General features: G+C 75.6%; 14 protein-coding genes and 5 pseudogenes. 7 read left to right on the plus strand and 12 right to left on the minus strand.

The annotated features are described in order from the left end of the window. Position 1: 1 nt before the first annotated feature. From L6E17_RS04960 to L6E17_RS04985, 6 genes are all read right to left on the minus strand, one after another. On the minus strand, positions 2-982 hold the full coding sequence (locus L6E17_RS04960; RefSeq protein WP_236239495.1) for a CoA ester lyase: 981 nt from the start codon (positions 980-982) through the stop codon (positions 2-4). Next, positions 979-3,000, minus strand: a complete 2,022-nt coding sequence (locus L6E17_RS04965; protein ID WP_236239496.1) for a protein meaA — start codon at positions 2,998-3,000, stop codon at positions 979-981. Before L6E17_RS04965 ends, L6E17_RS04960 begins: the two co-directional genes overlap by 4 nt. Before the next feature lie 10 nt (positions 3,001-3,010). Then, a complete protein-coding gene (ccrA, locus tag L6E17_RS04970) occupies positions 3,011-4,348 on the minus strand; it encodes a crotonyl-CoA carboxylase/reductase (protein WP_236239497.1) in 1,338 nt (445 codons plus the stop codon). Positions 4,349-4,903: 555 nt separating this feature from the next. Next, the gene (locus L6E17_RS04975) at positions 4,904-6,547 is read right to left on the minus strand and encodes a hypothetical protein (protein ID WP_236239498.1); all 1,644 of its coding nucleotides are present in this window, start codon (positions 6,545-6,547) and stop codon (positions 4,904-4,906) included. A gap of 161 nt (positions 6,548-6,708) precedes the next feature. After that, positions 6,709-7,536, minus strand: a complete 828-nt coding sequence (locus L6E17_RS04980; protein WP_236239499.1) for a TetR family transcriptional regulator — start codon at positions 7,534-7,536, stop codon at positions 6,709-6,711. A gap of 228 nt (positions 7,537-7,764) precedes the next feature. After that, the gene (locus tag L6E17_RS04985; protein WP_236239500.1) at positions 7,765-9,549 is read right to left on the minus strand and encodes a 3-hydroxyacyl-CoA dehydrogenase family protein; all 1,785 of its coding nucleotides are present in this window, start codon (positions 9,547-9,549) and stop codon (positions 7,765-7,767) included. Positions 9,550-9,909: 360 nt separating this feature from the next. On the opposite strand from L6E17_RS04985, the gene L6E17_RS30880 reads away from it, so the two are divergent. Next, positions 9,910-10,497, plus strand: a complete 588-nt coding sequence (locus L6E17_RS30880; RefSeq protein ID WP_308315825.1) for a HEAT repeat domain-containing protein — start codon at positions 9,910-9,912, stop codon at positions 10,495-10,497. A 239-nt stretch (positions 10,498-10,736) separates the two neighbouring features. On the opposite strand, the pseudogene L6E17_RS04990 reads toward L6E17_RS30880, so the two are convergent. Further along, positions 10,737-12,328, minus strand: a pseudogene (locus tag L6E17_RS04990) (alpha/beta hydrolase). Positions 12,329-12,514: 186 nt separating this feature from the next. Beyond that, entirely contained in the window at positions 12,515-13,633 is a 1,119-nt protein-coding gene (locus L6E17_RS04995) for an Rv2578c family radical SAM protein (RefSeq protein ID WP_236239502.1), read from the minus strand. A gap of 167 nt (positions 13,634-13,800) precedes the next feature. On the opposite strand from L6E17_RS04995, the gene L6E17_RS05000 reads away from it, so the two are divergent. From L6E17_RS05000 to L6E17_RS05025, 5 genes and pseudogenes are all read left to right on the plus strand, one after another. Next, a complete protein-coding gene (locus tag L6E17_RS05000) occupies positions 13,801-14,256 on the plus strand; it encodes an SRPBCC family protein (RefSeq protein ID WP_236239664.1) in 456 nt (151 codons plus the stop codon). Positions 14,257-14,534: 278 nt separating this feature from the next. Continuing rightward, positions 14,535-15,947, plus strand: a pseudogene (locus L6E17_RS05005) (MFS transporter); the annotation flags it as partial. A 972-nt stretch (positions 15,948-16,919) separates the two neighbouring features. Further along, positions 16,920-17,776, plus strand: a pseudogene (locus L6E17_RS05010) (collagen binding domain-containing protein); the annotation flags it as partial. Between the two features lie 128 nt (positions 17,777-17,904). Then, positions 17,905-20,465, plus strand: a pseudogene (locus tag L6E17_RS05020) (SpoIIE family protein phosphatase). A 31-nt stretch (positions 20,466-20,496) separates the two neighbouring features. After that, positions 20,497-21,249 carry a class I SAM-dependent methyltransferase gene (locus L6E17_RS05025; protein WP_236239503.1) on the plus strand — a complete coding sequence of 251 codons (753 nt, stop codon included), beginning with the start codon at positions 20,497-20,499 and terminating at the stop codon, positions 21,247-21,249. A 161-nt stretch (positions 21,250-21,410) separates the two neighbouring features. Here L6E17_RS05025 and L6E17_RS05030 read toward each other — a convergent pair whose 3' ends face one another. Beyond that, complete coding sequence (locus tag L6E17_RS05030) at positions 21,411-21,977, minus strand: hemerythrin domain-containing protein (protein ID WP_236239504.1); 567 nt, start codon at positions 21,975-21,977, stop codon at positions 21,411-21,413. Between the two features lie 110 nt (positions 21,978-22,087). Between L6E17_RS05030 and L6E17_RS05035 the strand changes: the two are divergent. Then, a pseudogene (locus tag L6E17_RS05035) lies at positions 22,088-22,621 on the plus strand (hypothetical protein); the annotation flags it as partial. Between the two features lie 115 nt (positions 22,622-22,736). Here L6E17_RS05035 and L6E17_RS05040 read toward each other — a convergent pair. The 3 genes from L6E17_RS05040 to L6E17_RS05050 all read right to left on the minus strand — a co-directional run bounded on the left by L6E17_RS05040 (position 22,737) and on the right by L6E17_RS05050 (position 25,855). Continuing rightward, positions 22,737-23,462 carry a 2OG-Fe dioxygenase family protein gene (locus tag L6E17_RS05040; RefSeq protein WP_236239505.1) on the minus strand — a complete coding sequence of 242 codons (726 nt, stop codon included), beginning with the start codon at positions 23,460-23,462 and terminating at the stop codon, positions 22,737-22,739. A gap of 160 nt (positions 23,463-23,622) precedes the next feature. Next, complete coding sequence (locus tag L6E17_RS05045; RefSeq protein WP_236239506.1) at positions 23,623-24,798, minus strand: aromatic amino acid transaminase; 1,176 nt, start codon at positions 24,796-24,798, stop codon at positions 23,623-23,625. After that, the gene (locus tag L6E17_RS05050; RefSeq protein ID WP_236239507.1) at positions 24,791-25,855 is read right to left on the minus strand and encodes a DMT family transporter; all 1,065 of its coding nucleotides are present in this window, start codon (positions 25,853-25,855) and stop codon (positions 24,791-24,793) included. The genes L6E17_RS05045 and L6E17_RS05050 overlap by 8 nt, the downstream gene beginning before the upstream one ends. Positions 25,856-26,043 lie beyond the last annotated feature (188 nt).

The following is a 26,043-nucleotide window of genomic DNA, read 5'->3' on the forward strand; positions in this document are numbered from 1 at the left end:
CTCACGCCTCCGGGGCTTCGAACTTCGAGGTGCGCCGCAGACCGGCGGCCCGGCCCTTGCCGGCGATCACCAGGGCCATCTTGCGGCTCGCCTCGTCGATCATCTCGTCGCCGAGCATCGCGGAGCCCTTCTTGCCGCCCGCCTCGGACGTGCACCACTCGTACGCGTCCAAGATCAGCTCCGCGTGGTCGTAGTCCTCCTGGGAGGGCGAGAAGACCTCGTTGGCGGCGTCGACCTGGCCCGGGTGCAGCACCCACTTGCCGTCGAAGCCGAGCGCGGCGGCGCGGCCGGCGACCGCGCGGAAGCCGTCCACGTTCTTGATCTGCAGGTAGGGGCCGTCGATGGCCTGCAGGTCGTTGGCGCGGGCCGCCATGAGGATCTTCATCAGGATGTAGTGGTAGGCGTCCGCCGGGTAGCCCGGCGGCTGCTCGCCCACGACCAGCGACTTCATGTTGATCGACGCCATGAAGTCGGCCGGGCCGAAGATGATCGTCTCGATCCGCGGGGACGCCTGCGCGATCGCGTTGACGTTGTTCAGGCCCTGCGCGTTCTCGATCTGCGCCTCGATGCCGATCCGGCCGACCTCGAAGCCCATCGTCTTCTCGATCTGGGTCAGCAGCAGGTCGAGCGCCACGACCTGCTCGGCGTTCTGCACCTTCGGCAGCATGATGCAGTCGAGGTTCTGGCCGGCGCCCTCGACGACCGTGACGACGTCCCGGTACGTCCAGTGGGTCGTCCAGTCGTTGACCCGCACGACCCGGGTCTTGCCCGTCCAGTCGCCCTCGTTCAGGAACTTCACGATGGTGTGGCGTGCCTCGGGCTTGGCGAGCGGCGCGCAGGCGTCCTCCAGGTCGAGGAACACCTGGTCGGCGGGCAGGCCCTGGGCCTTCTCCAGGAACCGCGGGTTCGAGCCGGGCACGGCCAGGCAGGAGCGGCGCGGACGCAGCCGGTTCACCGGGGACGGGACCGTCGTCTCGGTCATGCGGGGACCTCCGTGGTGTCGAGAGGGTTGAGCTTGTTGGCTTGACGGATCTCGTCGACGATACGACCGATGATCTCCGTGATCCCGAAGTCCTTCGGGGTGAAGACGGCGGCCACACCCGCCCGCCTCAGTTCTGCGGCGTCCGCGTTCGGGATGATCCCGCCGACGACGACCGGGATGTCGGCGGCGCCGGCCTCCCGCAGCCGGTGCAGCACGTCGGGCACCAGCTCGGCGTGCGACCCCGACAGGATGGACAGGCCCACGCAGTGCACGTCCTCCGCGAGCGCGGCGTCCACGATCTGCTCGGGGGTGAGCCGGATGCCCTGGTAGACCACCTCGAACCCGGCGTCGCGGGCCCGTACGGCGATCTGCTCGGCGCCGTTCGAGTGCCCGTCCAGGCCCGGCTTGCCCACCAGCAGCCGCAGCCGCCCCGCGCCCAGCTCGTCGGCCGTCCGGGCGACCTTGTCCCGGACGACCGCGAGCGGGGTGCCCGCCTCGGCCGCGACGGCGACCGGGGCGGACGAGACGCCCGTGGGCGCGCGGAACTCGCCGAAGACGTCCCGCAGCGCCCACGCCCACTCCCCGGTGGTCACCCCCGCACGGGCGCACTCCAGGGTCGCGGCGAACAGGTTCCCGTCCCCTGCGGCCGTCGCCTTGAGGGCGGCGAGGGCCTCCTGGGCGCGGGTCTCGTCCCGGTTGTCGCGCCACTCGTGGAGCGCCGCGACGACCCGGGCCTCGTTCGCCGGGTCCACGGTCTGGATCGCGGTGTCCAGATCCGCGGTCAGCGGGTTGGGCTCGGTGGACTCGAAGCAGTTCACACCGACGATCTTCTCCTCGCCGGCCTCGATCCGGGCGCGCCGCTCCGCGTGCGACGCGACCAGCTGCGACTTGAGGTAGCCCGACTCGACGGCGGCCATCGCGCCGCCCATCTCCTGGATCCGCCGGATCTCCTCCAGGCACTCCGCGACGAGGGCGTCCACCTTGGCCTCGATCACGTGCGAACCGGCGAAGATGTCGTCGTACTCCAGCAGGTCGCTCTCGTGCGCCAGCACCTGCTGGATGCGCAGCGACCACTGCTGGTCCCACGGCCGGGGCAGGCCGAGGGCCTCGTTCCACGCCGGGAGCTGCACGGCGCGGGCGCGGGCGTCCTTCGACAGCGTCACCGCCAGCATCTCCAGGACGATGCGCTGCACGTTGTTCTCCGGCTGCGCCTCGGTCAGCCCCAGCGAGTTGACCTGCACGCCGTAGCGGAACCGGCGCTGCTTGGGGTTCTCGATCCCGTACCGCTCTCGGGTGATCTTGTCCCAGATGCGCCCGAAGGCGCGCATCTTGCACATCTCCTCGACGAAGCGGACGCCCGCGTTCACGAAGAACGAGATCCGGGCGACCACGTCGCCCCTGCGGTCCTCGGGGACCTGCCCCGAGGCGAACACCGCGTCCAGGACCGCGATGGCCGTGGACATGGCGTACGAGATCTCCTGGACCGGGGTGGCCCCCGCCTCCTGCAGGTGGTAGCTGCAGATGTTGATCGGGTTCCACTTCGGGATGTGGTTCACCGTGTAGGTGATCATGTCGGTGGTGAGGCGCAGGGACGGACCCGGCGGGAAGACGTGCGTCCCGCGCGACAGGTACTCCTTGACGATGTCGTTCTGCGTCGTCCCCTGGAGCCTGGAGATGTCCGCGCCCTGCTCCTCGGCCACCACCTGGTAGAGCGCCAGCAGCCACATGGCGGTGGCGTTGATGGTCATGGACGTGTTCATCTGCTCCAGGGGGATGTCCTGGAACAGCCGCCGCATGTCACCGAGGTGCGAGACCGGCACGCCGACCCGGCCGACCTCGCCGCGGGCCAGCACGTGGTCCGGGTCGTACCCCGTCTGCGTGGGCAGGTCGAACGCGACCGAGAGGCCCGTCTGGCCCTTGGCGAGGTTCCGCCGGTACAGCTCGTTGGACGCCTCGGCGGTCGAGTGGCCGGCGTACGTCCGCATGAGCCACGGCCGGTCCTTCTGACGCTCACTCATCGATGGACCCTCAGATGTTCCGGAAGCGGTTGATGGCGGCGAGGTGCTTCGCGCGCATCTCCTGGTCGCGCACGCCCAGACCCTCCTCCGGGGCCAGGCACAGGACGCCGACCTTGCCCTGGTGGACGTTGCGGTGCACGTCGTGGGCGGCCTGGCCGGTGTCCTCCAGGGAGTACACCTTCGACAGCGTCGGGTGGATCTTGCCCTTGGCGATCAGGCGGTTGGCCTCCCACGCCTCGCGGTAGTTCGCGAAGTGCGAGCCGATGATCCGCTTCAGCGACATCCACAGGTAGCGGTTGTCGTACTCGTGCATGTAGCCCGAGGTCGAGGCGCAGGTGGTGATGGTGCCGCCCTTGCGGGTGACGTAGACGGAGGCGCCGAAGGTCTCGCGGCCCGGGTGCTCGAAGACGATGTCGATGTCCTCGCCGCCGGTGAGCTCGCGGATGCGCTTGCCGAAGCGCTTCCACTCCTTCGGGTCCTGCGTCTGCTCGTCCTTCCAGAACTTGTAGCCCTCGGCGGTGCGGTCGATGATCGCCTCGGCGCCCATGGAGCGGCAGATCTCCGCCTTCTGCGGGCTGGAGACGACGCAGATCGGGTTGGCGCCGCCGGCGAGGGCGAACTGGGTGGCGTAGGAGCCGAGGCCGCCCGAGGCGCCCCAGATCAGGACGTTGTCGCCCTGCTTCATCCCGGCGCCGTTGCGGGAGACCAGCTGGCGGTACGCGGTGGAGTTCACCAGGCCCGGCGCCGCCGCCTCCTCCCAGCTGAGGTGGTCCGGCTTCGGCATCAGCTGGTTCGACTTCACCAGGGCGATCTCGGCGAGGCCGCCGAAGTTGGTCTCGAAGCCCCAGATGCGCTGCTCCGGGTCGAGCATCGTGTCGTTGTGGCCCTCGGAGGACTCCAGCTCGACGGACAGGCAGTGCGCGACGACCTCGTCGCCGGGCCGCCAGGCGTTGACGCCCGGGCCGGTGCGCAGCACGACGCCCGCGAGGTCGGAGCCGATGATGTGGTAGGGCAGGTCGTGGCGCTTGGCCAGGTCGGACGTGCGGCCGTAGCGCTCCAGGAAGCCGAAGGTCGACAGCGGCTCGAAGATCGACGTCCACACCGAGTTGTAGTTGACCGAGCTGGCCATCACGGCGACGAGGGCCTCGCCCGGGCCGAGCTCGGGCAGCGGGACGTTGTCGAGGTGGAGCGACTTGCGGGGGTCCTTGTCGCGGGTGGCGAGGCCGGCGAACATCTCGGTCTCGTCCTTGTGCACGGTGATCGCGCGGTACGACTCGGGGAGCGGCAGGTTGGCGAAGTCGGCGGACGTCGAGTCCGGCGACTGGATCGCGTCCAGGATTTCCTTCACGGTGGTGCCTCCGGCGAAGAGCAGGCGTCTGCGAAGACGCTGGGAGAACGTCGAGGTGCTGCAGCTGTGGAGGTGTGCCGTCGGTTCGGCCGGGTGGTGCTTGGCGGCGCGGGGTGGTGCGCGGAAGTGCCTGTGACGCAGGCGTCCGGACGCGCGGCCCCGGGAGGGGCTGCGGGGACAACCGGCGTGCGGGGGATCCCTGCACTCCGGCCGCCCGGACAACATCAACGTATGGCACGCCGTGCCAGGTGACAAGACACTGCGTGCCAACAATTTCTCTCAACTGCGACCGGTCGCCCTCGAATGAGCGATGATCGATCGTTCGTCCTGGTCCAACACCGCTGACCTGCACAAACGCACAGAGGCGGCCGCTCCCCGCCAGGGGGAGCGGCCGCCTCTGTGACCTAGATCGCGAACCGGCCGGGGGCCTCAGCCGCGCGGCCGCCGATCGCGGACGGCGTCCGCGCGGACGGGCAGCACCGCGGCGTCAACGCTCACCGGCGCCCGCGGCGCCGCGCCGCCGGACCGCGAGGAGCGTCGCCGCACCGGCGGCGGTCAGGGCCGCCGCGGCTCCGCCGAGCACCAGGGCACCGTCCGCACCCGTGCGGGCCAGCGCACCCGGATCGCCCTGGGCCGCCGGGCCGCCGCCGACGGCACCGCGGCGGACGGCGAGGCCGAAGCGGTCGGCGCCGCGCTCGCCGACGGGCTGCCGCTCGGGCTCGGCTCCGCACCGCCCGCCGCGGACGCGGACACGGTCAGGAACGCCACCCGCGCCCGCTGCTCGGCGTCGTACGGGCTCTCGGCGGCACGAACACCACGCCCCGCGCCGCGTCGAGGACCCGCGCCGCCTTCAGCGTGAAGCCGAACAGCCGCTTGCCGCCCGGCTCCAGCGCCGCGTCGTCCGTGCAGCGGTAGACCGCGCCGGACGGCACCGGCGCCACGTCGCCCGGCCGGTCGCCGAAGGACGGCTTGCCGCCCTTCCCGCCGTCCGGCCAGGTCGTCGGCGCGCACCGCTCGTCGGGCCGCACGACCTCCACACCCCGCGGGACCTCGACCAGGACGCCAGGACGGGCCAGCGGCGCCCGCCCCCGGTTCTCCACGCCGACCTCGGCGCTGAACTCCTCCCCGGCCGCCGTCCGGGCGCTCGCCCCGACGGCCGCACCGTCCGCGGCCGCCGCGCTGCGCACCGCCAGGACGTTCCGCGCCCACGTGATCTCTGTCGACCGGCCGCGGCACCCGCGGCGGCACCGGCGACGTGCGCGGCGCCAGCGCCAGGGGCGCGGAGCCGCCCTTGACACCCGTGCGCTCCACCGCGGTTGTCGTGGCGTACACCTCGATGCGGCCGGACTCGGCCAGGCCCGCCATGGCGACCTGGAGCTCCGGGGCGACGGTGTAGGTGCGGCCCGGCTCCAGGACGGTGTCGATCTCGCAGGCCATGCCGATCCGCGCGGAGCCCGGCTTCGCGGGGTCCGCGGTGCGGTACCAGCAGTTGCCGTGGTCGCCGGGCAGGGTCACGGTCCGGTCCCCGTCGAAGCCGTCGGCGACCACGGTGACCCGGTCGAGGGGCCGCGCCCCGATGTTCGTGATGTCGAACGAGAAGCCGGCCGTGCCGCCCGGCGCCACGTCGAGCTGCGGCGGGTCGGGGAAGCCCCCGTCGGCCACGGCGTCCCGGTCCTCGATGCGGACCTCCGTCTCGGCGGGCCGCTCGGTGGCCGCCCGCGCGTTGTCCGCGCGGACGGTGGCCCTGACGACGCCGCGGTCGCCGGCGGCGGTGCCGAGCCGCGGCCGCACCAGGAACGGCAGTACCGCGCCCGGGTCGTGGGCCTCGTCGGGCACGGTCACGGGGCAGACCGCCTCCACCTCGGTGACCCGGCACGACGCCGGGAAGCGGAACTCGGCCACGTCCTCGGCGCCGCTGGTGTCCACGATCAGCTCGGCACCGGTCACCGGACGGCCGTCCGGCCGCAGCCCCGACACCGTGTACTGGTACGTGGTGAAGTGCGCCTCGGTGAGCGCACCCGCCGGCCGGGGCAGCGGGCCGGCGCCGTGGCTGCCGATGTTCAGCACCGCCGGCGGCTCCGGATCGGGTTCGGCCTGCGCGGGCATGGCGGCCGCGGCCGCCAGCCCCGACAGGAGCACGGCCAGCGCTGCGCCGCCCCCGGCGGCACGGCGTACCGGCCCGGGCTGGTAATGCGTCATGGAGGAAGACCACACCTCTCGACAGGAACGGTTCGGTGAGCGGAGGCGCAGGGCGTCACCCTGTGTGCTCCGCCCCGCGTTCCGCTGGTTGGACTCCTGCCGGGGCCGGAGGGTTGCACGGGAATCCGATCACCCGTCCGGCGCGGGTCCGCGCCCGTGGCTCAGGCGTCGGCGCCGTGGCCGAGGGCCCGCGTGATGGTGCGCATGACCTGGTCGAGCGGCGCGTCGGTGCGGGCCACCGCCACCAGGACGCCGCCTTCGTCGGAGGCGGTCACCGCCGGGCCCTCCGCGCCCTGCACCGGAGCGGTCCGGCCGGCGCCGATGCCCGAGCCGAAGGTCCGGCGCACGATCGCGAACGCGTGGTCGAGCTGGGTCTCCACGTCCCCCTTGCCGCCGGCCCGCAGCCAGCGGCGCAGCACGTGGTTGTGCGCGGTGACCACCGCGGACGCCGCGACCTCCGCCAGCAGCGGGTCGTCGTTGCCGTCGTGGTGGTCCCGCTCGTCGAAGTGGCTCAGGAGGTAGCGGGTGAACAGCCGCTCGTAGCGGGCCACCGAGGCGATCTCGCGCTCCCGCAGCGTGGGCACCTCGCGGGTGAGGCGGTAGCGGGCGACGGACACCGCCGGGGAGGCGGCGTACATCTTCATGACCTCCTTGATGCCCCGGCACACCGTGTCCAGCGGGTGCTCGTGCGCCGGCGCGGCGTTGAGCACCGCCTCGGCCCGCATCAGCGTGTCGTCGTGGTCCGGGAAGATCGCCTCTTCCTTGGAGCGGAAGTGCCGGAAGAAGGTCCGGCGGGCGACGCCCGCCGCCGCGGCGATCTCGTCGACCGTCGTGGCCTCGTACCCCTTGGTGGCGAACAGCTCCATGGCCGCCGCGGCCAGTTCCCGGCGCATCTTCAGCCGCTGGGCGGCGGCGCGGCTGCCCGCGGCGGTCTCCTGGGTGTCGGGTGCGGCGGCGGTGGCACGGGGTGACTTCGCGGGCTGGGGCATGCCCCGAACGTACTGCATCCGGGCAGGTGGACGCGTCGGCGGGGGAGGGCCGCCCGAGCGTTCGAGCAGCCCGCCCCACGTCCCGTACGCGCCGCGCGGTCCGGCGGCGCCGCGCGGGCGGGGCGCCGCCGCCCCTCCGCGGCGGCGGCTGCGGGGCCGGGCCCACCGGAGACCTCCGGAGAGCCGGCCCCGTGCTCCGGGCCCCGCGCGGCGGCCGTACCTCGCCGGTCAGCGCCGGGCATACTCGCGGAAGCCGCGGCCCGTCTTGCGGCCCAGGCAGCCCGCCGCGACCAGGTGCTCCAGCAGCGGCGCGGGCGCCAGGCCCGGCTCGCGGAACTCGCGGTGCAGGACCCGCTCGATGGCCAGCGACACGTCCAGCCCGACGACGTCCAGCAGTTCGAACGGCCCCATCGGGTAGCCGCCGCCCAGCCGCATCGCCGCGTCGATGTCGTCGAGGGAGGCGTAGTGCTCCTGCACCATCTTGATCGCGTTGTTCAGGTACGGGAAGAGCAGCGCGTTCACGATGAAGCCGGCGCGGTCCCCGCAGTCCACCGGGTGCTTGCGGATCCTCGTGGTGACGGCGCGGACCGTGGCGTGCACGTCGTCGCCGGTGAGGACGGTGCGGACGATCTCGACCAGCTTCATCGCCGGCGCCGGGTTGAAGAAGTGCATGCCGATCACGTCCTGCGGGCGCGAGGTCGCGCGGGCGCAGGCGATGACAGGCAGGGAGGAGGTGGTGGTGGCGAGGACGGCACCCGGCTTGCACACCTTGTCCAGGGTGGCGAAGAGCTGCCGCTTGACCTCCAGGTCCTCCGCGACCGCCTCCACCGCCAGGTCGACGTCCGCGAAGGCGTCCAGCGACCCGGCGGGGGAGATCCGCGCCAGCGTCGCGTCCCGGGCGTCGGCCGTCATCCGGCCCTTGTCGACGGACCGGGCCAGCGACTTGGCGATCCTGGCCTTCGCCGCCTCCGCCTTCTCCGGCGAGCGGGCCGCCAGCACCACGTCGTAGCCGGCCTTCGCGAACACCTCCGCGATGCCCGATGCCATCGTGCCGGACCCGGCGACGCCCACGGACGACACCTGGCGCCCGCCGTCCGGGCCCTCGCCGCCGCCCCGCGGGGTCAGCGCGTCCGGCACGACCGTGCCGCTGCCCGGCGCCTCGTACGTGTAGAAGCCGCGTCCCGCCTTCCGGCCGGTCAGCCCGGCCTCGCTGAGCTGCTTGAGGATCGGCGCCGGCGCGTGCAGCCGGTCCTGCGACTCGGCGTACATCGCCTCCAGGACCGTGCGGGCCGTGTCGACGCCGATCAGGTCGAGCAGCGCCAGCGGCCCCATCGGCAGGCCGCAGCCCAGCCGCATCGCCGCGTCGATGTCCTCACGCGACGCGTACCGGGACTCGTACATCGCGGCGGCCTGGTTGAGGTAGCCGAACAGCAGGCCGTCCGCGACGAAACCGGGCCGGTCGCCGACGGCGACGGGCTCCTTGCCGAGGGCGATCGCCAGGTCCGTGACCGCGGCCACGGCCTGCGGCGCGGTCAGCACGGACGACACGATCTCGACCAGCTTCATCGCCGGCGCCGGGTTGAAGAAGTGCATCCCCAGCACCCGTTCCGGGTGCGCCGAGTCGGCGGCCAGCCGGGTCACCGACAGCGCGTTGGTACCCGTCGCGATGATCGCCCCGGGCCGCAGGACCCCGTCCAGCGCGCTGATCACCTGCTGCTTCAGCTCGTACGACTCGGGGACCACCTCGATGACCAGGTCGGCGTCGGCCGCGGCCTGGAGGTCGGTGAACGTCCGGAACCGGGCGAGGATGTCGCGCCGCTCCTCCTCGCTGATCCGCTCCCGGGCCACGGACCGTGCCGTGGCGGCCTCCAGGGCGGCGACCGCGCCGCGGGCGGCGGTCTCACTGGTGTCGATGCCGATGACCTCGCGGCCGGCGCGGGCCAGGACCTCGGCGATACCGCCGCCCATGGTGCCGAGGCCGACGACGGCGATGGTGGAGAGAGGGGTGTCCATCACGGGACTCCAGGGATGAGTGACGACTGGTGATGAGGAGGGCGCGCGGACGCCGCAGCTCGCACACGCGCAGGCGTGGCGGAAGAGGGGCGGCAGGACCGCGCGCGACGGGCGCTGAGCACACGCGTCGCACGGTGGAAGGGCCGACGGACTCTGTCCCGGAGTCGCATCGTGAAAAGGTGCTGAACCGACTGGCACGCGGGCGGCTGCGTCACCAGGCCGCCCGAGGGCGCGGGGTGGAACCCCGCTGTGCGGGGAGTGTGCCCCGCTCACCTGAGATTAACTCGCGGGTAATGAGCGCGCCAGTCCCCGTGCGCTGTGATCTGGATCGCGGTGGCCGCGTCTCGCTACGCTCCCGCCATGGACGCGGACGAGGCCGAGTGGGGTTCGCTGACGGACCGGTTGGCGGACGAGGCCGGCGCGGCCGGGGACACCGACGCATACGAGCGGCTCGCCGCGACCGGCGACCCGGAGGACCTGGCCGACGTGCTCACCGCCCCTGGCCGGCCGCTGTGGGCGCGGGAGCTCGCGGCGTTCCGGCTCGGCCTCGGCGGCGACCGGCGGGCCTTCGAAGCGCTGGTGCTGCTGCTCAACCACCGGGACGCGGAGCGCTGCGTGTCCGCGGCGTACGCCCTCGTCCGGCTGGGGGACCCGCGCACCGCGCGGGCGGCCGCCGCCCTGGCCACCAACGAACTGCGGGTCGCCTACGCCCTGGCCCCGGTCCGCCTGCTGGCGGCGCTGCGGGCCCCGGAGGCGGTGCCCGCGCTGATCACGGCCCTCGGGCGGCGCCTCGCCCCCGGCGACCCGCACTGGCGGGTGGGCGTGGCCTGCGCCGAGGGCCTGGGGGCCCTCGCCGACCCGCGGGCCCGGCCGGTGCTGGAGGCGGCCGCGCCGCACCCCCGCATCGGCGCCGCGGCGCGAGCCGCCCTGGGCAACCTGCCGGTCTGACCTGGCCGGGCCGCCCGCCACGGCGGTACGGGCGGCCCCGCCCCGGCCCGCCGCAGGAGCACCCGGGCACGCGGCGCCGCGGGACCGGGCGGGCGCGATGGATGCGGAAGAGTGCGGCGGGGCGGGACCGCGCGAGGCGGCCGACCCGCCGCGAAGGGGCTGGAAGCAGTACGACGGGGCCGGAGCGGCGGCTGCCCCGCCGCAGCACCGTGCGGTGCGCCGGCCGCGCCGCGCGGGCGTCAGAAGCGGGCGAACAGGGGAGTGACGCCCCGGCCGGGACCGGCCGCGGCGCCGGGCGCCCCGGGAGCCGCCGCGGAGCGGGGCTTCGCCTCGGGCCGCGGGTCCGGGCGGCCGCGCACACCGCGTCGGCCTCCGCCCCCTCCGCGGCCCGCGGGAGCTCCCCGCTCTCCAGGTACCGGACCAGGTGCCGGTCCACGCAGGCGTTGCCGCGCAGGCTGACGCCGTGGTTGCCGCCGCCCTGCTCCACCACGAGCCGCGCACCCGCCATCAGACGGCGCAGGGCGACCGCTCCCTCGTACGGTGTGGCCGCGTCCTCCGTCGCCTGCACCAGCAGCACCGGCGGCACCGCGTCGTTGGCCACGTCCACCGGTGTGCGCGAGGCGGCCGGCCAGAACGCGCACGGCGCGTTGTACCAGGCGTTGTTCCAGGTCGAGAACGGCGCCTTCGCGTGCGTCGCCCAGGTGTCCCGGTGCCAGGTGCCCCACGTCCTGGGCCAGCGGGCGTCGCGGCACTCCACGGCCGTGTACACCGAGTAGCCGTTTCCGATGGCCTCGTCCGGCCCCGCCACCGCCTCGTACGCCGCGACCAGCGGGGCTGCGTCCGCGTCGTTCACGTACGCGGAGAAGGCCGCGGCCAGGGTGGGCCAGAAGCCGTTGTGGTAGCCGCCCGGCAGGTACGTGTCCTCCAGCTCCGCGGCGCCGACCTTGCCGCCCGCGGGCTCCTCCCGCAGCGCGTCCCGCATCGCGTACCAGCGGGCCTCCACCTCCGCCGGGTCCGTGCCGAGCCCGTACACCCCGTCGTGCCGGGCCACCCACGCCGCGAACGCCTTGTGGCGGGCGTCGAACGCGTGGTCCTGCGCCAGGTTCGCGTCGTACCAGACGTCCCCCGGGTGGACGACCGAGTCCAGGACGGCCCGCCGCACCCGGTGCGGGAACAGCTTCGCGTACACGGCCCCGAGGTACGTGCCGTACGAGTAGCCGAGGTAGGTGATGCGGGGGGCGCCGAGGGCGGCGCGGATCGCGTCCATGTCGCGGGCGGCGCTGACCGTGTCGAGGTGCGGCAGCATCGCCCCGTGCCGGTCGCCGCACGCCCGGGCGAAGGCGGCGGCGCGGGCCGTGCCCTTCCGCTCCTCCGCCGCGTCGCGCGGCACCGACGCGTGCCGCACCGGCGCGAAGTGGCCGGGCAGGCAGTCCAGTGCTGGCCTGCTGCGGCCCACCCCGCGCGGGTCGAACCCGATCACGTCGTACTGCGCGGCCAGTGCGGGCGGCAGCGTCGCCGCCACGTACCCGGCCAGGGTGCGGCCGCTCGCCCCGGGGCCGCCCGGGTTCACGAGGAGCGGCCCCTGCGAGGTGGCCGCGGTGTGCGGGATCCGGGACAGGGCGAGGGTGATCCGCTCGCCGTCCGGGTCGTCGTGGTCGAGCGGCACCGGCAGCGAGGCGCACTCCAGCTTCGGGAACTGCTTCGTGCCGCACTTCTCCCAGGCCAGGCGGGGAGGTTCGGCGGTCGGCGGTGCGGCGCTCGTCGGGGCCGCGGTGACCGCGCCCGCGATGAGCGCGCCCGCGGCGATCAGGACTCCTGCGCGTTTCTGCATCCGGTCAGTCTCGACGCGCGGGCCCGCCGATCCGCGGCGGACGGCGCGCGGACGCCAGGAGTTGACCCGAACGGGGGTCGGCCCGGCGCGCCGTGTCGACGATGCCCGGCGGGCACTGCCGCGGATCGTCCTGGCCGCGCGGTCCGGCGGTGCGCCGCGGCGGTCCGGCCCGGCGGACCGGCTCGGTCAGCCGCCGCGGCTCATCGCGCGACGGGCGGCCGGGGCCGCCGCGCGGACCGCCGCCGTGTCACAACAGGCTGAGCTGTGTGGCCTCCTGTGCGGGCGGCGCGGGGGCCGGCGGCCGCCGCCCCCGTCGCCCTCCCGCCCGGGGCGTGCGGCACCGCGCCGGGCGGTGGGGCCGATGCCGTACTCGGCGGCCAGTTCGTGGACCTGGCGGGTGACCCGGCGCTGGTACCAGGTCGGCGCGTAGGCCCCGGAGGCGTACAACCGCTCGTAGCGGCCCACCAGTTCGGGATGGTGCCGGTGCAGCCACGCCATGAACCACTCCCGCGCCCCGGGCCGCAGGTGCAGCACCAGCGGTGTGACGGAGGTGGCGCCGGACGCGGCGACGGCCCGCACCGTGGCCCGCAGTTGCTCGGGCCGGTCGCCCAGGAAGGGCACGACGGGCGCCATGAGGACGCCGCAGCCGATGCCGTGCTCCGTCAGCGTCCGCACGACGTCGAGGCGCCGCTCCGGCGGGGGCGTGCCCGGCTCGACGGTCCGCCACAGGTCCCGGTCCGTGAAGCCGACGGACACCGAGATGCCGACGTCCGTCACTTCCGCCGCCTGCCGGAGCAGGTCGAGGTCGCGGAGGATGAGCGTGCCCTTGGTGAGGATCGAGAAGGGGTTGGCGCGGTCGCGCAGCGCCTCGATGATGCCCGGCATCAGCCGGTAGCGGCCCTCCGCCCGCTGGTAGCAGTCCACGTTCGTGCCCATGGCGATGTGGGCGCCCTGCCAGCTCGGCGACGCGACCTGGCGCCGCAGCAGCTCCGGCGCGTTGGTCTTCACCACGATCTGCGTGTCGAAGCCGATGCCCGTGTCCAGGTCGAGATATGCGTGCGTCCTGCGGGCGAAGCAGTAGACGCAGGCGTGGGAGCAGCCGCGGTACGGGTTGACGGTCCACTCGAACGGCATGCGGGAGGCGCCCGGCACCCGGTTGAGGATCGAGCGGGAGCGGACCTCGTGGAAGGTGATGCCCCGGAACTCGGGCGTGTCGAACGTACGGGTCCGCACCGCGGCCGCGCCGAACAGCGCGGCGTCACCGGACGGGGCGGGGGAGTCGTCCGCCAGGTTGTCCCACCGCATGGCGCCCTCCTCGGCGGTCTCGGGAGGCCGCGGCCGTGTCCGCGCCTCATCACGGACGCCACAATAGAACACATGTTCCCATGATCGCCTCCGTGCGGATTTGGGTCCGCCTCCCCCCAGGTGGTTGGCTGGTGCCCCCTGACGGACGACTGCTGGAGGACATGGCAATGGCGCAGGTCGAGGCCACGACGGAGCGGGTCATCGCGGCGGACGCGGAGACGGTGTTCGACGCCCTGGCCGACTACAAGGACACCCGCGCGAAGCTCCTGCCCGAGCACTTCAGCGAGTACGAGGTGCGCCAGGGCGGCGACGGCGAGGGCACCCTCGTCCACTGGAAGCTGCAGGCCACCAGCAAGCGCGTCCGGGACTGCCTGCTGGACGTCACCGAGCCCACCGACGGGCAGCTCGTGGAGAAGGACCGCAACTCCTCCATGGTCACCACGTGGATCGTCACGCCCGCCGGGGAGGGCCGCTCCAAGGCCGTCGTCACCACCGTGTGGAACGGCGCCGGCGGCATCGGCGGCTTCTTCGAGCGCACCTTCGCGCCCAAGGGCCTCGCCCGCATCCACGACGCGATCCTGGCGAACCTCGCCGCCGAAGTGGAGAACCGGCAGGGGGAGTGACCCCGGTCCACCCGCCCGCCGGATCCCCCGTCCGGGTGGTTCCTGCATCCGCCCGTCCGGCGTGCCCGGCGCGCCGGACGGGCGTCCCGCTCCCCGCCGCCCCCGGCGAACGGCCTGCTGAGGCCCCGCCGGGGCGCGCGGTGCGCCTCCGCCGCGCCGACGTGCGCCTCCTCGCCCCACTGCGCACCACTTGATCCCCGTACGCGCCTGATGCGAACAATGGCCGCGCGCACGTGGGCGCCGCGGCGCCGCGGACGACGGACGAGGGGAGCAGGCCCGTGGGTGGGACGACGCTGGCGAAGGACGACCGGGGACCCGACACCCCGCCCGGCGGAACGCGCCGGGCGACCGACGGCTCCGCCGCCTCCCGCGGCACCTCGGCACCCGGCGGCGAGGGCGCCGGCCCCGCCGCCCCGCCGCTCTCCGGCCCCGCCGCCCCGCGGTCCGCACCCGGCCCCGGGCGGGTCCGCTCCGTCCTGGCCGGTACCGGACTCGCCCTCGGGCTGCTGCTCGCCGCCCTCCAGCAACTCGCCCCGGCCGCCGCCCTCCCGGCCATCGCCGCGGACCTGCCCGGACACGCGGGCCACCCCGGGCACACCTCCTGGGCCGTCACCGCCTACCTCCTCACCGCCACGGCCTCCCTGCCCCTCCACGGCAAGCTCGGCGACCTCCACGGCCGCAAGGGCATGGTCCTGCTGGCCCTCGCCCTGTTCACCGCCGGCACCGCGCTCTGCGGCTGGGCCCGGACACTCGACGAGCTCGTCGCCTTCCGCGCCGTCCAAGGGCTCGGCGCCGGCGGCCTGCTGACGGGAGTGCAGGCCCTCGCCGCCGAAACCACCCCGGCCCGCAGCCGGACCCGCCTCACGGGGCTGCTCGCCGCGGTGTTCGCCACCGGCTCCGTCGCCGGCCTGCTCCTGGGCGGCCACCTCGCCGCCCCGGCCTCCTGGCGCTGGGGCTTCCACCTCACCGTCCCGTGCGCGCTCACCGCCCTCGTCCTGCTCGCCGCCGCGCTCAGGACCCGGCCGGCGGCCGGCCAGTCCGCCCGGCGGGCCCGTCCCGACATCCTGGGCGCGCTGCTGCTCACCACCGCCACCAGCTGCGCCGTCCTCCTCCTCGCCTGGGGCGGCAGCCAGCACGACTGGTCCTCCCGCACGGTCCTGGGCCTGGCCTGCGGCGCCGTCGGCACCGGCCTGCTCTACCTCGTCGCCGCCTACTGGGCGCCCGAGCCGGTCATGCCGCTGCGCCTCCTGCGTGACCCCGCCCTCCTCGTCTCCGGCCTCGTCGCCGCGGCCTTCGGCGCCGCCCTGTTCGGCACCGCCGCGTTCCTGCCCGCCTTCCTCCAGCACGCCGCCGGCCCGGGCACCGGGGCCCTGCGCACGGGGCTGCTCCTCCTGCCCTTCCTTGCCTCGCTGGCGGCCGGCTGCCTGATCGCCGGCCACCTCCTCGCCCGCACCGGCCGCCCCAGCGCGTACGCGGTGACCGGCGGGGCCGTCGCCCTCGTCGCCATGTGGCTGCTCACCCAACTCCGGCCCGACACGCCGCGGCTCGACCACAGCGTCTGGCAGGCCCTCCTCGGCATCGGCATCGGACTGGTGCTGCCCGCCCTCTCCGTGACGGTGCAGCACGCCGCCCCGGCAGCCGACCTCGGCGCCGCCACCGGCGCCCACGTCCTCTTCCGGCAGCTCGGCGCCTGCGCGGGCGCCACCCTGCTGGGCACCCTCGTCACCGGGCGGCACGACCGGCCCGGCGCCCTCGGGGAGGGGGCCGCCGCCTACACCCGGGTGTACGCCGAGGCCGCGCCGCGCGCCCTGCTGCACCTGCTGCCGGTGCTGGCCGCCGGACTGCTCCTCGCCTTCTTCCTCAAGGACAGGCCGCCGGTGCCCGGCCCCCGCGCCGAGGAGGGCGCCGTGCCCCCGGCGCGGACACCGCGTCCCGTCCCGCCCCCGGCCCGGCCCCCGCCCTCGGCTCCGCGCCGGTCACGGGCCCCGCCACCGGAGCCGTGCCGAGGACAGGCCGCGTGCCGGCTGCCGCAGCGGCCTCCTCCGAGCGCCGCGCCCTCCCGGTCACGGCCGCCCCGCTGCCGCGACCTCCCCGGCACCCGCCGAGGCGGGCCGCACCGGCGGGCCCGCAGCAGGCCCGGTGGCGGACGCGCCCGACGCGGCGGAGCGCCTCACCGCACCCGTGCGGCGACCCGCGCCCGAGCAGGAGGCCGAGCCGCCGGGCGCGGCCGCGACCGGAGCCCTGGCGGCGGCGACCGCGGGGCTCGCAGCCGACCCGGCGGCCGCGCACGCGCCGGAGGACACGGCGGCGACCGGGACCGCCCGGCGCCGGCCCGCCGGGACGCCCACGCAGGGGAGGGGACCGGAGCGGCAGGCGCCGAAGCGCCGGGGCCCACGTACCCGAGCCCGCCGGCCGCGGAGCCCGGTCCCGCGCGCCGGCACCCCCTCGCCGTCGAAGCCGACCCGGACTTCGTACCGCTGAGCCCCCTCGCCGTCGAAGCCGACCCGGACTCCGTACCGCTGCACCCCCTCGCCGTCGAAGCCGACCCCGTACCGCTGAACCCCCAGGCCGCAGGGCCCGGGTCGGTGCCGCTTCGCTCGGCCGCAGGGCCGGACACCGTGCCGCAGCACCGCTTCCCCGCAGGGGCGGAGGCCGCGCACCGCTCGGCCTCTGGAGCCGGTGGCGCGTCCTCTCCCGCCCCCCCGCCCCCCTCGGCCGCCGGGACCGCTCCCGTGCCGGGGAGGGGGCACCGGGGCGGGGCGCCGCTCCGTGGCACCGTCCGCCACCACGACGGCTCCGGTGTCCCCGGTGCCGCGCTCACGCTCGTCGACGCGGGCGGCGGGCAGGCCGCCGTACGGCGAGCGGCCCCGACGGGCACTACACGCTCACTGCGCCCGCCCCCGGTCCGTACGTCCTGATCGCCTCCGCCGACGGGCACCAGCCGCAGGCACTCACGGTCACTGTCGGCGAACCGGTCGCAGGGCCCGCCGCCTACGACATCGTGCTGGGCGGCGCGGGCCGCCTCTCCGGCACCGTCACCACCGCTGACGGCACCCCGGTGGCCGACGCGGCCGTCACCCTCACCGACGGGCGCGGCGACGTCGTCGCCTCCGCCCGCACCGGCCCCGGCGGCGGGTACCGCCTCACCGACCTCGTGGCCGGTGCGTACACCCTCGTCGCCGGCGCGCCCGCGCTGCGGCCCACCGCCCTGCCGGTGAGCGTGCGCGCCGACCGCGAGACCCGGCAGGACGTCGAGCTGGCCGGCGGGGCGGTGCTCCGCGGCACGGTGCGCGCCCCCGGCGGCCGGCCCGTGGAGGCGGCGCGCGTGACCCTCCTGGACGCGGCCGGGAACGTCGTCGACACCCTCACCACCGGCCCCGACGGCATCTTCCGCTTCGTGGACCTGAGCGGCGGCGCGTACACCGTCATCGCCTCCGGCTACCCCCCGAGCGCCACGGCGCTGCAGGTGGCGGGCGGCGGCCGCACCGAACGTGACGTCCACCTCGACCACCGGGACTGAGGACCGGTCAGTTCCGCACACGCCGCCGGGGATTGTCCTGATGGCCCGCGCGTGGCAGCCGTGCGGCCGTACGGTGGTGTGCGGACAGCCGCGCCGGACCAGCGCGGCAGGGAAGGAGCCAGCCAGTCATGGACAGCGGCGCACCGCAGCAGCAGCCGGGGTGGACCCCCGAAGCGGGCCGCGTTCCCCTCGCCGTGGTCGTGGTCGACCGCGACGGGAAGGTGTCGCACTGGTCCACCGGCGCACGCCGCCTCTTCGGCCCCGACCGGAGCGAGGCCGTGGGCCGGCCCGCCGGCGAACTGCTGCCCGTCTCCGGCGTGCTCGACGGGGAACAGGACGACGCGTACGGGGCATGGCGGTCGACCGGCCTCGCGGCCGCCCCCGGGCGGCACCGCGTCCCGCCCGCCGTGCCGCACGCGCGCCCGGCCCCCGACCGCGCCCCCGGGCCCGACCGCACCCGCGGGGCCGATGGCGCAGCCGACCGCGTGTCCCGGCCCGGACCCGTGCCGGGGTCCGACGGCTGGTACGGCGGCGCCCCGGAGGACGAGCCGTGCCCGGTGTCGGGGCGCGCCCGCCTCCCCGGGCCCGCCGGGGAGCCCGCACGGACGTGCTGTGGTGGGCGTACCCGCTGGTCGGCCCGGGACCCGGGCGGCTCCTCGTGCTCGCCGCCGACGCCGCCCGCTACGGGAACGGCCAGGAGGTCGCGCCCGGCTTCGCCCTCCACACCGAGTTCGACGGCTCCGACGAACTGGCCGCCCGGCTGCCCGAGATCCTGCCCAGCATGAGCGTCGGCGAGGCCACCCGCATCGTCGACCAGGTCCTCGAACTCGGCTACCCGGTGCTGGAGTTCAGCCACCGCGACCGCATCCCCGTGACACCCGACTGGGGCGTTCCCCGGCGCCCCGGGCGCCGCCCGCACCGCCCCGCCTCCCCCGGCGAGGGGAGCGCCGCGCACAGGGCGGCCGCCGGCGCGGAGGCCGCTGGCGACCTGGAGTACGCCGCCGTGCGGGAACGGCTGGAGTTCCTCAACGAGGTCAGCTCCCGCATCGGCTCGTCCCTCGACCTCGGCCGGACCATCCAGGAGGTCAGCGCGGCCGTCGTCCCGCGCTTCACCGACGTCGCCGGCACCTATCTGCGGGAGCAGGTCGTCGCGGGCGAGGGGTTCCCCGACGGACCGCCCGACGCCACCACGATGTGGCACCGCGTCGCCGTGGAGCACGTCGACGAACCGGGCCGCTGGGACGACGTGGTCCCCGTCGGGGAGGCCATGCCGTTCCCCGTCCACACCCCGTTCTTCCAGTGCATGACCACGGGCGAGCCCGTCCTCGTCCCCCGGATCAGCGAGCAGGCCGGCACCGAGATCGCCGCCCGGTTCGAGAAGCGGGACATCAGGCCCCTCATCACCGGCCGCTCCATGCTCGTCGTGCCGCTCAAGGCACGCACCGTCGTCCTCGGCTTCATGATCCTGCTGCGCCACCCGGGGCGCGCGCCCTTCGACGACATGGACCGCGTCACCGGTGCCGAACTCGCCGCCAGGGCCGGGCTGGTGCTGGACAACGCGCGCATGTACACCCACCAGGAGAACGTCGCCGAGACCCTCCAGGACGCCATGCTGCCGAAGGTCCCGGCCCGCCTGCCCGGCTGCGACACCGCCACCCGCTACCTGCCCGGCACGCTCCTCGGCCGGGTCGGCGGCGACTGGTTCGACACCATCAAGCTGTCCGGCGCCCGCACCGCCCTCGTCGTCGGCGACGTCATGGGGCACGGCATCCACTCGGCCGCCATGATGGGCCAGCTCCGCACCGCCGTGCAGACGATGGCCGGGCTCGACGTGCCGCCCGCGCAGCTGCTGCGCAAGCTCGACGACCTCGCCCAGCGGCTCGGCGAGCACTACCTCGCCACCTGCCTGTACGCGGTGTACGACCCGGTGGCCGGGGAACTGGAACTCGCCAACGCCGGGCATGTGCCGCCGGTGCTGGTCCGTGCCGCCGACGGACGTGGCGAGCTGCTCGACCTGCCCCCGGGTGCGCCCGTCGGCGTCGGCGGGGTGCCCTTCGAGGCCGTGCGCGTAGCCGTGCAGCCCGGTGACCGGCTGGTGATGTGCACGGACGGGCTGGTGGAGATGCGCGGCGAGGACATCGGCGCGGGCCTGGCCACGCTGTGCGAGTCCGCCGCCCATCCGGCGGCCTCCATGGACGACGCCTGCGACACCGTCATCCGCGCCCTGGCCCGCCGCGGCGGCCGCAAGGACGACGTCGCCCTGCTGATGGCGCGGCTGAACGGCGTCCCGGCGGCCGACGTCGCCCGCTGGCGGCTCGACGCCGAGCCCCGGTCCGTGCGGAAGGTCCGCGCCCTGGTCAGGGACCAGCTCTCCGACTGGCGGCTCGACCCGCTCGCGGACACGCTGCAGCTGCTGGTCAGCGAGCTCGTCACCAACGCCCTGCGGCACTCGGGCAGCCGCCGCCCCGTCGACGTGCGGCTGGTGCGGACCGACGCGCTGATGTGCGAGGTCACCGACGGCGGCCGCACCCTGCCCGCCCTGCGGGACGCCGGCCCGGACGCCGAGGCGGGGCGCGGCCTGCACGTGCTGAACGCACTGGCGCAGGAGTGGGGCGCCGGACGCGCCGGGGAGGGCACCGCGGTGTGGTTCGAACTGCCCCTGCCGAGGAAAGGAACGTCAGGAACCTGACAGCAGCCTGACAGCGTGTGGGGAGCAGCAGATGAGCGTGACGGACGACAGCCGGAACCGCAGCCGCCACCGGGACGCCTGGGAGGGGTTCTGGCGGGCGGCGCCCACCGGGCCCGGCGCGGTCTTCTGGGACGCGGAACCCGCCCGTACGGCCGCCCCGCACCTGGAGCTCCTCACACCGCACCTCACCGAGCCGGCGCTGCCGCTGGTCGACCTCGGCTGCGGCAACGGCACCCAGACCCGGTACCTGGCGGGGAGACTCCCCGGTCCGGTCGTCGGCGTGGACGTGTCGGCCGCCGCCCTTGAGCTGGCGCGCGCCCAGGACCCCGAGGGGGCCGCCCGGTACCGCCGGCTGGACGCCGCGGACACCGGCGCGGCCGCCGACCTGCACGCGGAACTCGGCGACAGCAACGTCTACATGCGCGGAGTCCTGCACCAGACCCCGCCCCACGACCGCGACGCCCTGGCCGAGAGCGTCGCCACGCTGCTCGGGCGGCGGGGCCGCGCCTTCGTCGTGGAGCCGGGCGAGGCCGCGGGGAAGGCGCTGGGGGCGCTCATGCGGGACCCGGCGGGGCCGCCCGCGAAGCTGCGGCCCGTCTCCGAGCACGGCATCGTGCCGGGCGCGGTGGCCGACGCGGACGTGCCGGAGCACTTCCGGGCCGCCGGGCTCGACGTGCTGGCGTCCGGCGGGGCGCCCCTCGCCACCACGGAGGTCCGTGCTGACGGCACGCCGATCGAGCTGCCGTCCCTGTGGCTGGTGGTGGGCCGGGCGGGCCGCGCCTGAGCGACGGTCCGGCGCCTCCGGCCGTCCCTCGGGCACACGCCCCGGTCCCCGCCGCCCCCTGTGCGGGGCGCTGCGGGGACCGGGGGACAGGGCGGGACGGCGCGGGCCGCCCGCAGGCCGGCGGGGCGGCCCGCAGGCCGCCCCGCCCGGATGGCCGGAGCTCAGCTGCTGCTCTTGCCGCGGCCCGTGATCGCGTCGCGCAGCCGGTCGACGAGGCCGGCGCCCGGAGCGAGAAGCTTGTTGGCCGGCGGCTTGTCCGGCGCCGCCGGGTGCGGCCTCGTGGGGGCCGTCTTCTTGGCGTGGCGCACCTTGTCGCCCAGCCGGTCGAGTTCCTCCTGCGGGCACACCGAGCGCAGCCGGGGCAGCAGGTTGTTCTCCTCGTCCTCCACGTGCTCCCGGATCTCGCTCATGAGCTGGGTGATCAGCGCGTCGAACCGGGCGTCACCGGCCTCGCAGCCCTCCAGCTCCTTCATGACGCGTTCCGCGGAGGCATGGTCCTCCAGTTCCTTGTCGGCGAGTGCGTCGCCGTTCGGCAGGTGCTTCCGCACCGCCGGGTACAGGTACTCCTCCTCGGCGATGGAGTGCCGTACGAGTTCGATGGTCACCTTGTCCGAGAGTTCCTTGCGCCGCTCGTCCCCGTGCGGCAGCCCTTCTATGCGGGTGAACATCTCCTCCACCTCGCGGTGGTCACTGATCAGTTCGGCGATCACGTCTCCGCCGTGGCCCATGACTCACTCCTCCGTGGTCGGGGGTAGCTGACTGCTACGTGGCGAATGCCACCTAATGGGAGAGATATGCGGCATACCCTCGTGCGGGCGCGGCGGCGTACCGTGCCGGTGTGCATCCGGCTCTCTCACCCCTGGTCGCGGCCACCACGCGGTGGCTGACCCGCGCCTACCCGCCCGGCGGGGGCGCCCTCCAGCGAGCCCTGGCGGAGGGCCAGGCCCGCCAGGCGGTCACGCTGGCCGCCGTGCTCCGCTATCCGACGGAGCTGGACGCCGGGCTCGTCGCCCTGACCGGCGCGGGCGGCACCGGCCGCCTCGACTGGATCACCGGCGCCGACACCCCCGCCGACCCCGCCGCGGACCCCTCCGGCGAGGACGCGCGGGACGACGACCTGCGGCGGGACGGGCACGAGGAGCCCCCGGACGCCTGGCGCACCTGGGTCGACGAGGCCGTGGCGAGCTGGGCGGCCTGCCTGCTCGGCGACCCCGAGCTGGCCGCGGCGGCGGCCGGGGCCGCCGGCGCGGGAGCGGGCGCCCCCGACGCGTACCGGCGCCTGCTCGCGCCCGGCGAGCACGACCGGAGGGCGGCCGCGCTCCTGCGCCACCCCGACCTGCTCGCCCCGGTCGCGGACCTGCACCGCGCCGAAGCTGCTCGACCTCCTCGCGCCGTCGTCCGGCCGCCCGGGCTGAGGACCGGCCCGGCGCCGCCGCCGGCACGGCACTCCGGGGACGCCGGTGCGGCCGGCCGGCCGGTCCGCCGGGTCACGCCGGTGTCAGCGTCGTCACCAGGACGTCCCGGTACGCCGGGGCGGTCCCGTCGACCGGGTGGACCGCGCTGACCTCGTGCAGGACGCACCGGTCGTCACCGAGCAGCAGCGTGCCCGGCTCGGCGAGCGTCGCCGTCAGCAGCTCCGTCCCGTCGGGGCGGAAGACCGCGCTCTCGCCGCCCGCCGCGTTCCGCCGGGAGACCAGCAGCGACGACACGAGCGTCACCCCGTCGCGGTGGCGGCCCTCCGGTGTGGGCCGGCCGTCCGACCCGCCGTCCGCCACCACCCGGAACGGGTGCACGTGCACCGTCCACTCGGCGGGCCCGTCCAGGCAGCCGGCCACCTCGTCCAGCAGCCGTACGACCGCCCGGAACACCGGGTCCGCCGTGAAGTCGCCGGTCAGCGGAGCGAAGTGCCGGTCCGTGTCGGCGTAGAGGGCATTGCTCCGCTCGGGCTGGAGGAACCCGTCGTGCGGCCGCGGCACGAGCTCGCCGGTCCCCGGCTCCAGGGAGAAGCGGCCGTAGCGGCGCAGCCGCCGCGTGCCGCCCTCGGCGGCGTACGGGTCGGGGCGCAGCTCGTCCCAGTGGGCGGCGAACCCGTCCCAGCCGCGGCTGTCCGCGCGCGTGTACGCCAGAACGTCGGCGGGCGGCATGACGTACACCCGCTCCGAGACGAGGGCGCGACGCGCGGCCTCGATCGCTGTGTCCGTGTCCCGGTGCATGCGGCCCCGGGTACCCGCCTCCGGCCGCGTCAGGCACCGACCGCTTCCGTGGCGCAGGGGGAGGAGCGCGCAGGGCGCGGTCCCGCCGGGAGGGCCCGGCGGGACCGGCTCCCGCACGCAGCGGTCCGCCGGGCCGGTGCGGAGGGCCGCTGTGGAGGGCTCAGACGCCGACCGGCTCCAGCACCGCCGCGATCCCCCGCGCCAGCTGCGGCACGCGGTCCGCGGGGAGGCCCGCGATGTTGATGCGCCCCGAGGAGGTGCCGTAGACCGCGTGGTCGCGGCGCAGCGCCGCCATCTGGCCGGGACCCAGCGGCAGCCCGGCGAACATGCCCTTCTGCCGGGCCAGGGGCGCGGCGGCGGCGCCGTGGCCCAGCGCCTCCAGCGCGGCCACCAGCGCGGCGCGGTTCGCGGCGATCCGGGACCGCATCGCGTCCAGCTCGGCCCGCCACGAGGCGCGCAGCGCCGGGTCCTGGAGGACGGCCGCCACGATCGCGGCGCCGTGCTCGGGCGGCATCGAGTACAGGGTCCGGGCCGCGTTCTGCAGAGCCGTCTCCACGTGCCGCAGCGCCGGCCCGGAGGAGCCCAGCACGATCGCGCAGCCGGTGCGGTCCGCGTACAGGCCGAAGTTCTTGGAGCAGCTCACGGCGACCAGCAGCTCCGGCAGCCGCTCCGCCAGCATCCGGACCGCCCACAGGTCGGCCTCCAGGCCGTCGCCCAGCCCGTGGTAGGCGAGGTCCACGAACGGCACCCAGCCCGCGTGCGCCGCCAGGGCCGCCAGCGCCTCCCACTGCTCCCGCGTCGGGTCGACGCCCGTGGGGTTGTGGCAGCAGCCCTGGACGAGCACCACGTCGTCGCGGCCCGCCAGGGCCAGGTCGGTGAGCAGGCCGTCGGGGTCGGTCCACCGGTACGGGCGCACGGCCAGGCCCGCGGCCTCCAGGATCGGGCGGTGGTTCACGTAGGCGGGGTCGCTCACCCACACCGTCGTACCGGGCCGGGTCTGGCGCACCAGGTCGGCGAGGAGCCGCAGCGCGCCGGTGCCCGCCACGGTCTGCACCGCGGTGGACCGCGCGACGAGGGCCTCGTCGCCGAGGACGGTCTCCAGCATCGCCTGGTTGAAGGCCGTGTTCCCGGACAGGCCCCGGTACTCCTTCGACGGGGAGCGCTCCGCGAGCCGTATCTCGGCGTCCCGCACCGCCCGCATCACCGGCGTGACGCCGGACTGGTCGCGGTAGACGCCGAGGACGAGGTTCAGCCGCTCGGGGCGCGGGTCGGCGCCGTACTCGGCCGTCAGGTCCCACAGCGGATCGGCGGGCGGGGCGGGCAGCAGCTCAAGCATCGCGGGAGACCTCCGGAGCAGGGGTACGGGCAGGGGGAGTGGTACGGGGGGAGCGGGCCGTCTCGGGACGGCCGGGGGTACGCGGCGTGCGGCCGCCAGGCGCGCGGCCCGCCCCGCTGCGGGCGGCGGGGCCACCGGAGGCGGCCGGGCCGTCCTGTGCCGCGCGGGCGCGGGGGCTGCGGTTGGCCAGGACCACCCCGGCCGTGATCAGGGGCACGCCGATCAGCACGGGCAGGGTCGGCCGCTCACCCAGCAGGGGGATCGCCAGCACCACTACGGCCACGGGGCTGAGGCTGCCGACGACGGAGGCGCGCTCGGCGCCCAGCCGGCGGATCGCGAACGCGTACAGCAGGCCGGCGCACAGTCCCACGCCCAGCCCCTGCACCACCAGGAACAGCGCGATGTCGCCGCCCGCCGCCCGCGCCAGCCCCGTGGGCAGCACCCCGGCCGCCACCAGCACGCCGATCACCGCGAACGACGGCAGGCACAGCAGGCCGATCGACCCCACCGGGTCGAGGTCCACCTCGCGCAGCCCCACCGTGTAGAGCGCCCACAGCCCGCTGGCCACCAGCAGCGTTCCGGAGCCGAGCATCACGTCCGCATCGAACGGCACCGCGTACCGCCACACCAGCGCCACGACGCCCGCGGCGATCAGCAGCAGCCCCGCCGACTGCGTGCCGCGGGGCAGGCCCCGGCCGCGTGCCACCATCAGCGCGGACACGAACAGCGGCACCATGCCCGGGACGATCGCCCCGACGAACGACGCCGACGTCAGCGAGCCACCGAACATCGCGGCGAGGAAGAACGGCACGCCCGCGCCGCACACGATCTTCGCCGCGGGGCCGGGCCGTACCGCGGCCAGGGCGCGCCTGCGCCGCCACAGCGCGGGCGCCAGCACCACCAGCGGCACGCCGAAGCGCAGCAGCGCCGCGTCGGCCGGGAGCAGCGTCGACGCGGCCAGCGCCCGCGCGCTGAGCGCGAACGCCGCCCAGACCGACACGGTCAGCAGCAGCGCCGCCATGCCCACCGCCTGCGGCGACGGTCGCACGCGGGTCACGCGAGCCCCCCGCCCGGCGACGGCCGGCGTCGCCATGTCCGTCGCGACACACGGCCTCCCTACGATCGGGTCATCCGCCCGTCACCTTGCGGGCGCCGCAAGACTAGGGCGTAAGCCGAGGCAGCCGATTGCTTGTTCTGCCTCCCGCTCCTATGTTTGGGGCAGAATCTGCCAAGAAGCAGCCGGGA

It is taken from the genome of Streptomyces sp. CC228A, from assembly GCF_021390935.1.
In the GTDB taxonomy this organism is placed as follows: domain Bacteria; phylum Actinomycetota; class Actinomycetes; order Streptomycetales; family Streptomycetaceae; genus Streptomyces.

Coding starts and splice junctions, on each gene's coding strand:
- L6E17_RS04960 (WP_236239495.1), bottom strand. CDS start 982: ATGACCGAGACGACGGTCCCGTCCCCGGTGAACCGGCTGCGTCCGCGC.
- L6E17_RS04965 (WP_236239496.1), bottom strand. CDS start 3,000: ATGAGTGAGCGTCAGAAGGACCGGCCGTGGCTCATGCGGACGTACGCC.
- L6E17_RS04975 (WP_236239498.1), bottom strand. CDS start 6,547: ATGACGCATTACCAGCCCGGGCCGGTACGCCGTGCCGCCGGGGGCGGC.
- L6E17_RS04980 (WP_236239499.1), bottom strand. CDS start 7,536: ATGCCCCAGCCCGCGAAGTCACCCCGTGCCACCGCCGCCGCACCCGAC.
- L6E17_RS04985 (WP_236239500.1), bottom strand. CDS start 9,549: ATGGACACCCCTCTCTCCACCATCGCCGTCGTCGGCCTCGGCACCATG.
- L6E17_RS30880 (WP_308315825.1), top strand. CDS start 9,910: ATGGACGCGGACGAGGCCGAGTGGGGTTCGCTGACGGACCGGTTGGCG.
- L6E17_RS04995 (WP_236239502.1), bottom strand. CDS start 13,633: ATGCGGTGGGACAACCTGGCGGACGACTCCCCCGCCCCGTCCGGTGAC.
- L6E17_RS05000 (WP_236239664.1), top strand. CDS start 13,801: ATGGCGCAGGTCGAGGCCACGACGGAGCGGGTCATCGCGGCGGACGCG.
- L6E17_RS05025 (WP_236239503.1), top strand. CDS start 20,497: ATGAGCGTGACGGACGACAGCCGGAACCGCAGCCGCCACCGGGACGCC.
- L6E17_RS05030 (WP_236239504.1), bottom strand. CDS start 21,977: ATGGGCCACGGCGGAGACGTGATCGCCGAACTGATCAGTGACCACCGC.
- L6E17_RS05040 (WP_236239505.1), bottom strand. CDS start 23,462: ATGCACCGGGACACGGACACAGCGATCGAGGCCGCGCGTCGCGCCCTC.
- L6E17_RS05045 (WP_236239506.1), bottom strand. CDS start 24,798: ATGCTTGAGCTGCTGCCCGCCCCGCCCGCCGATCCGCTGTGGGACCTG.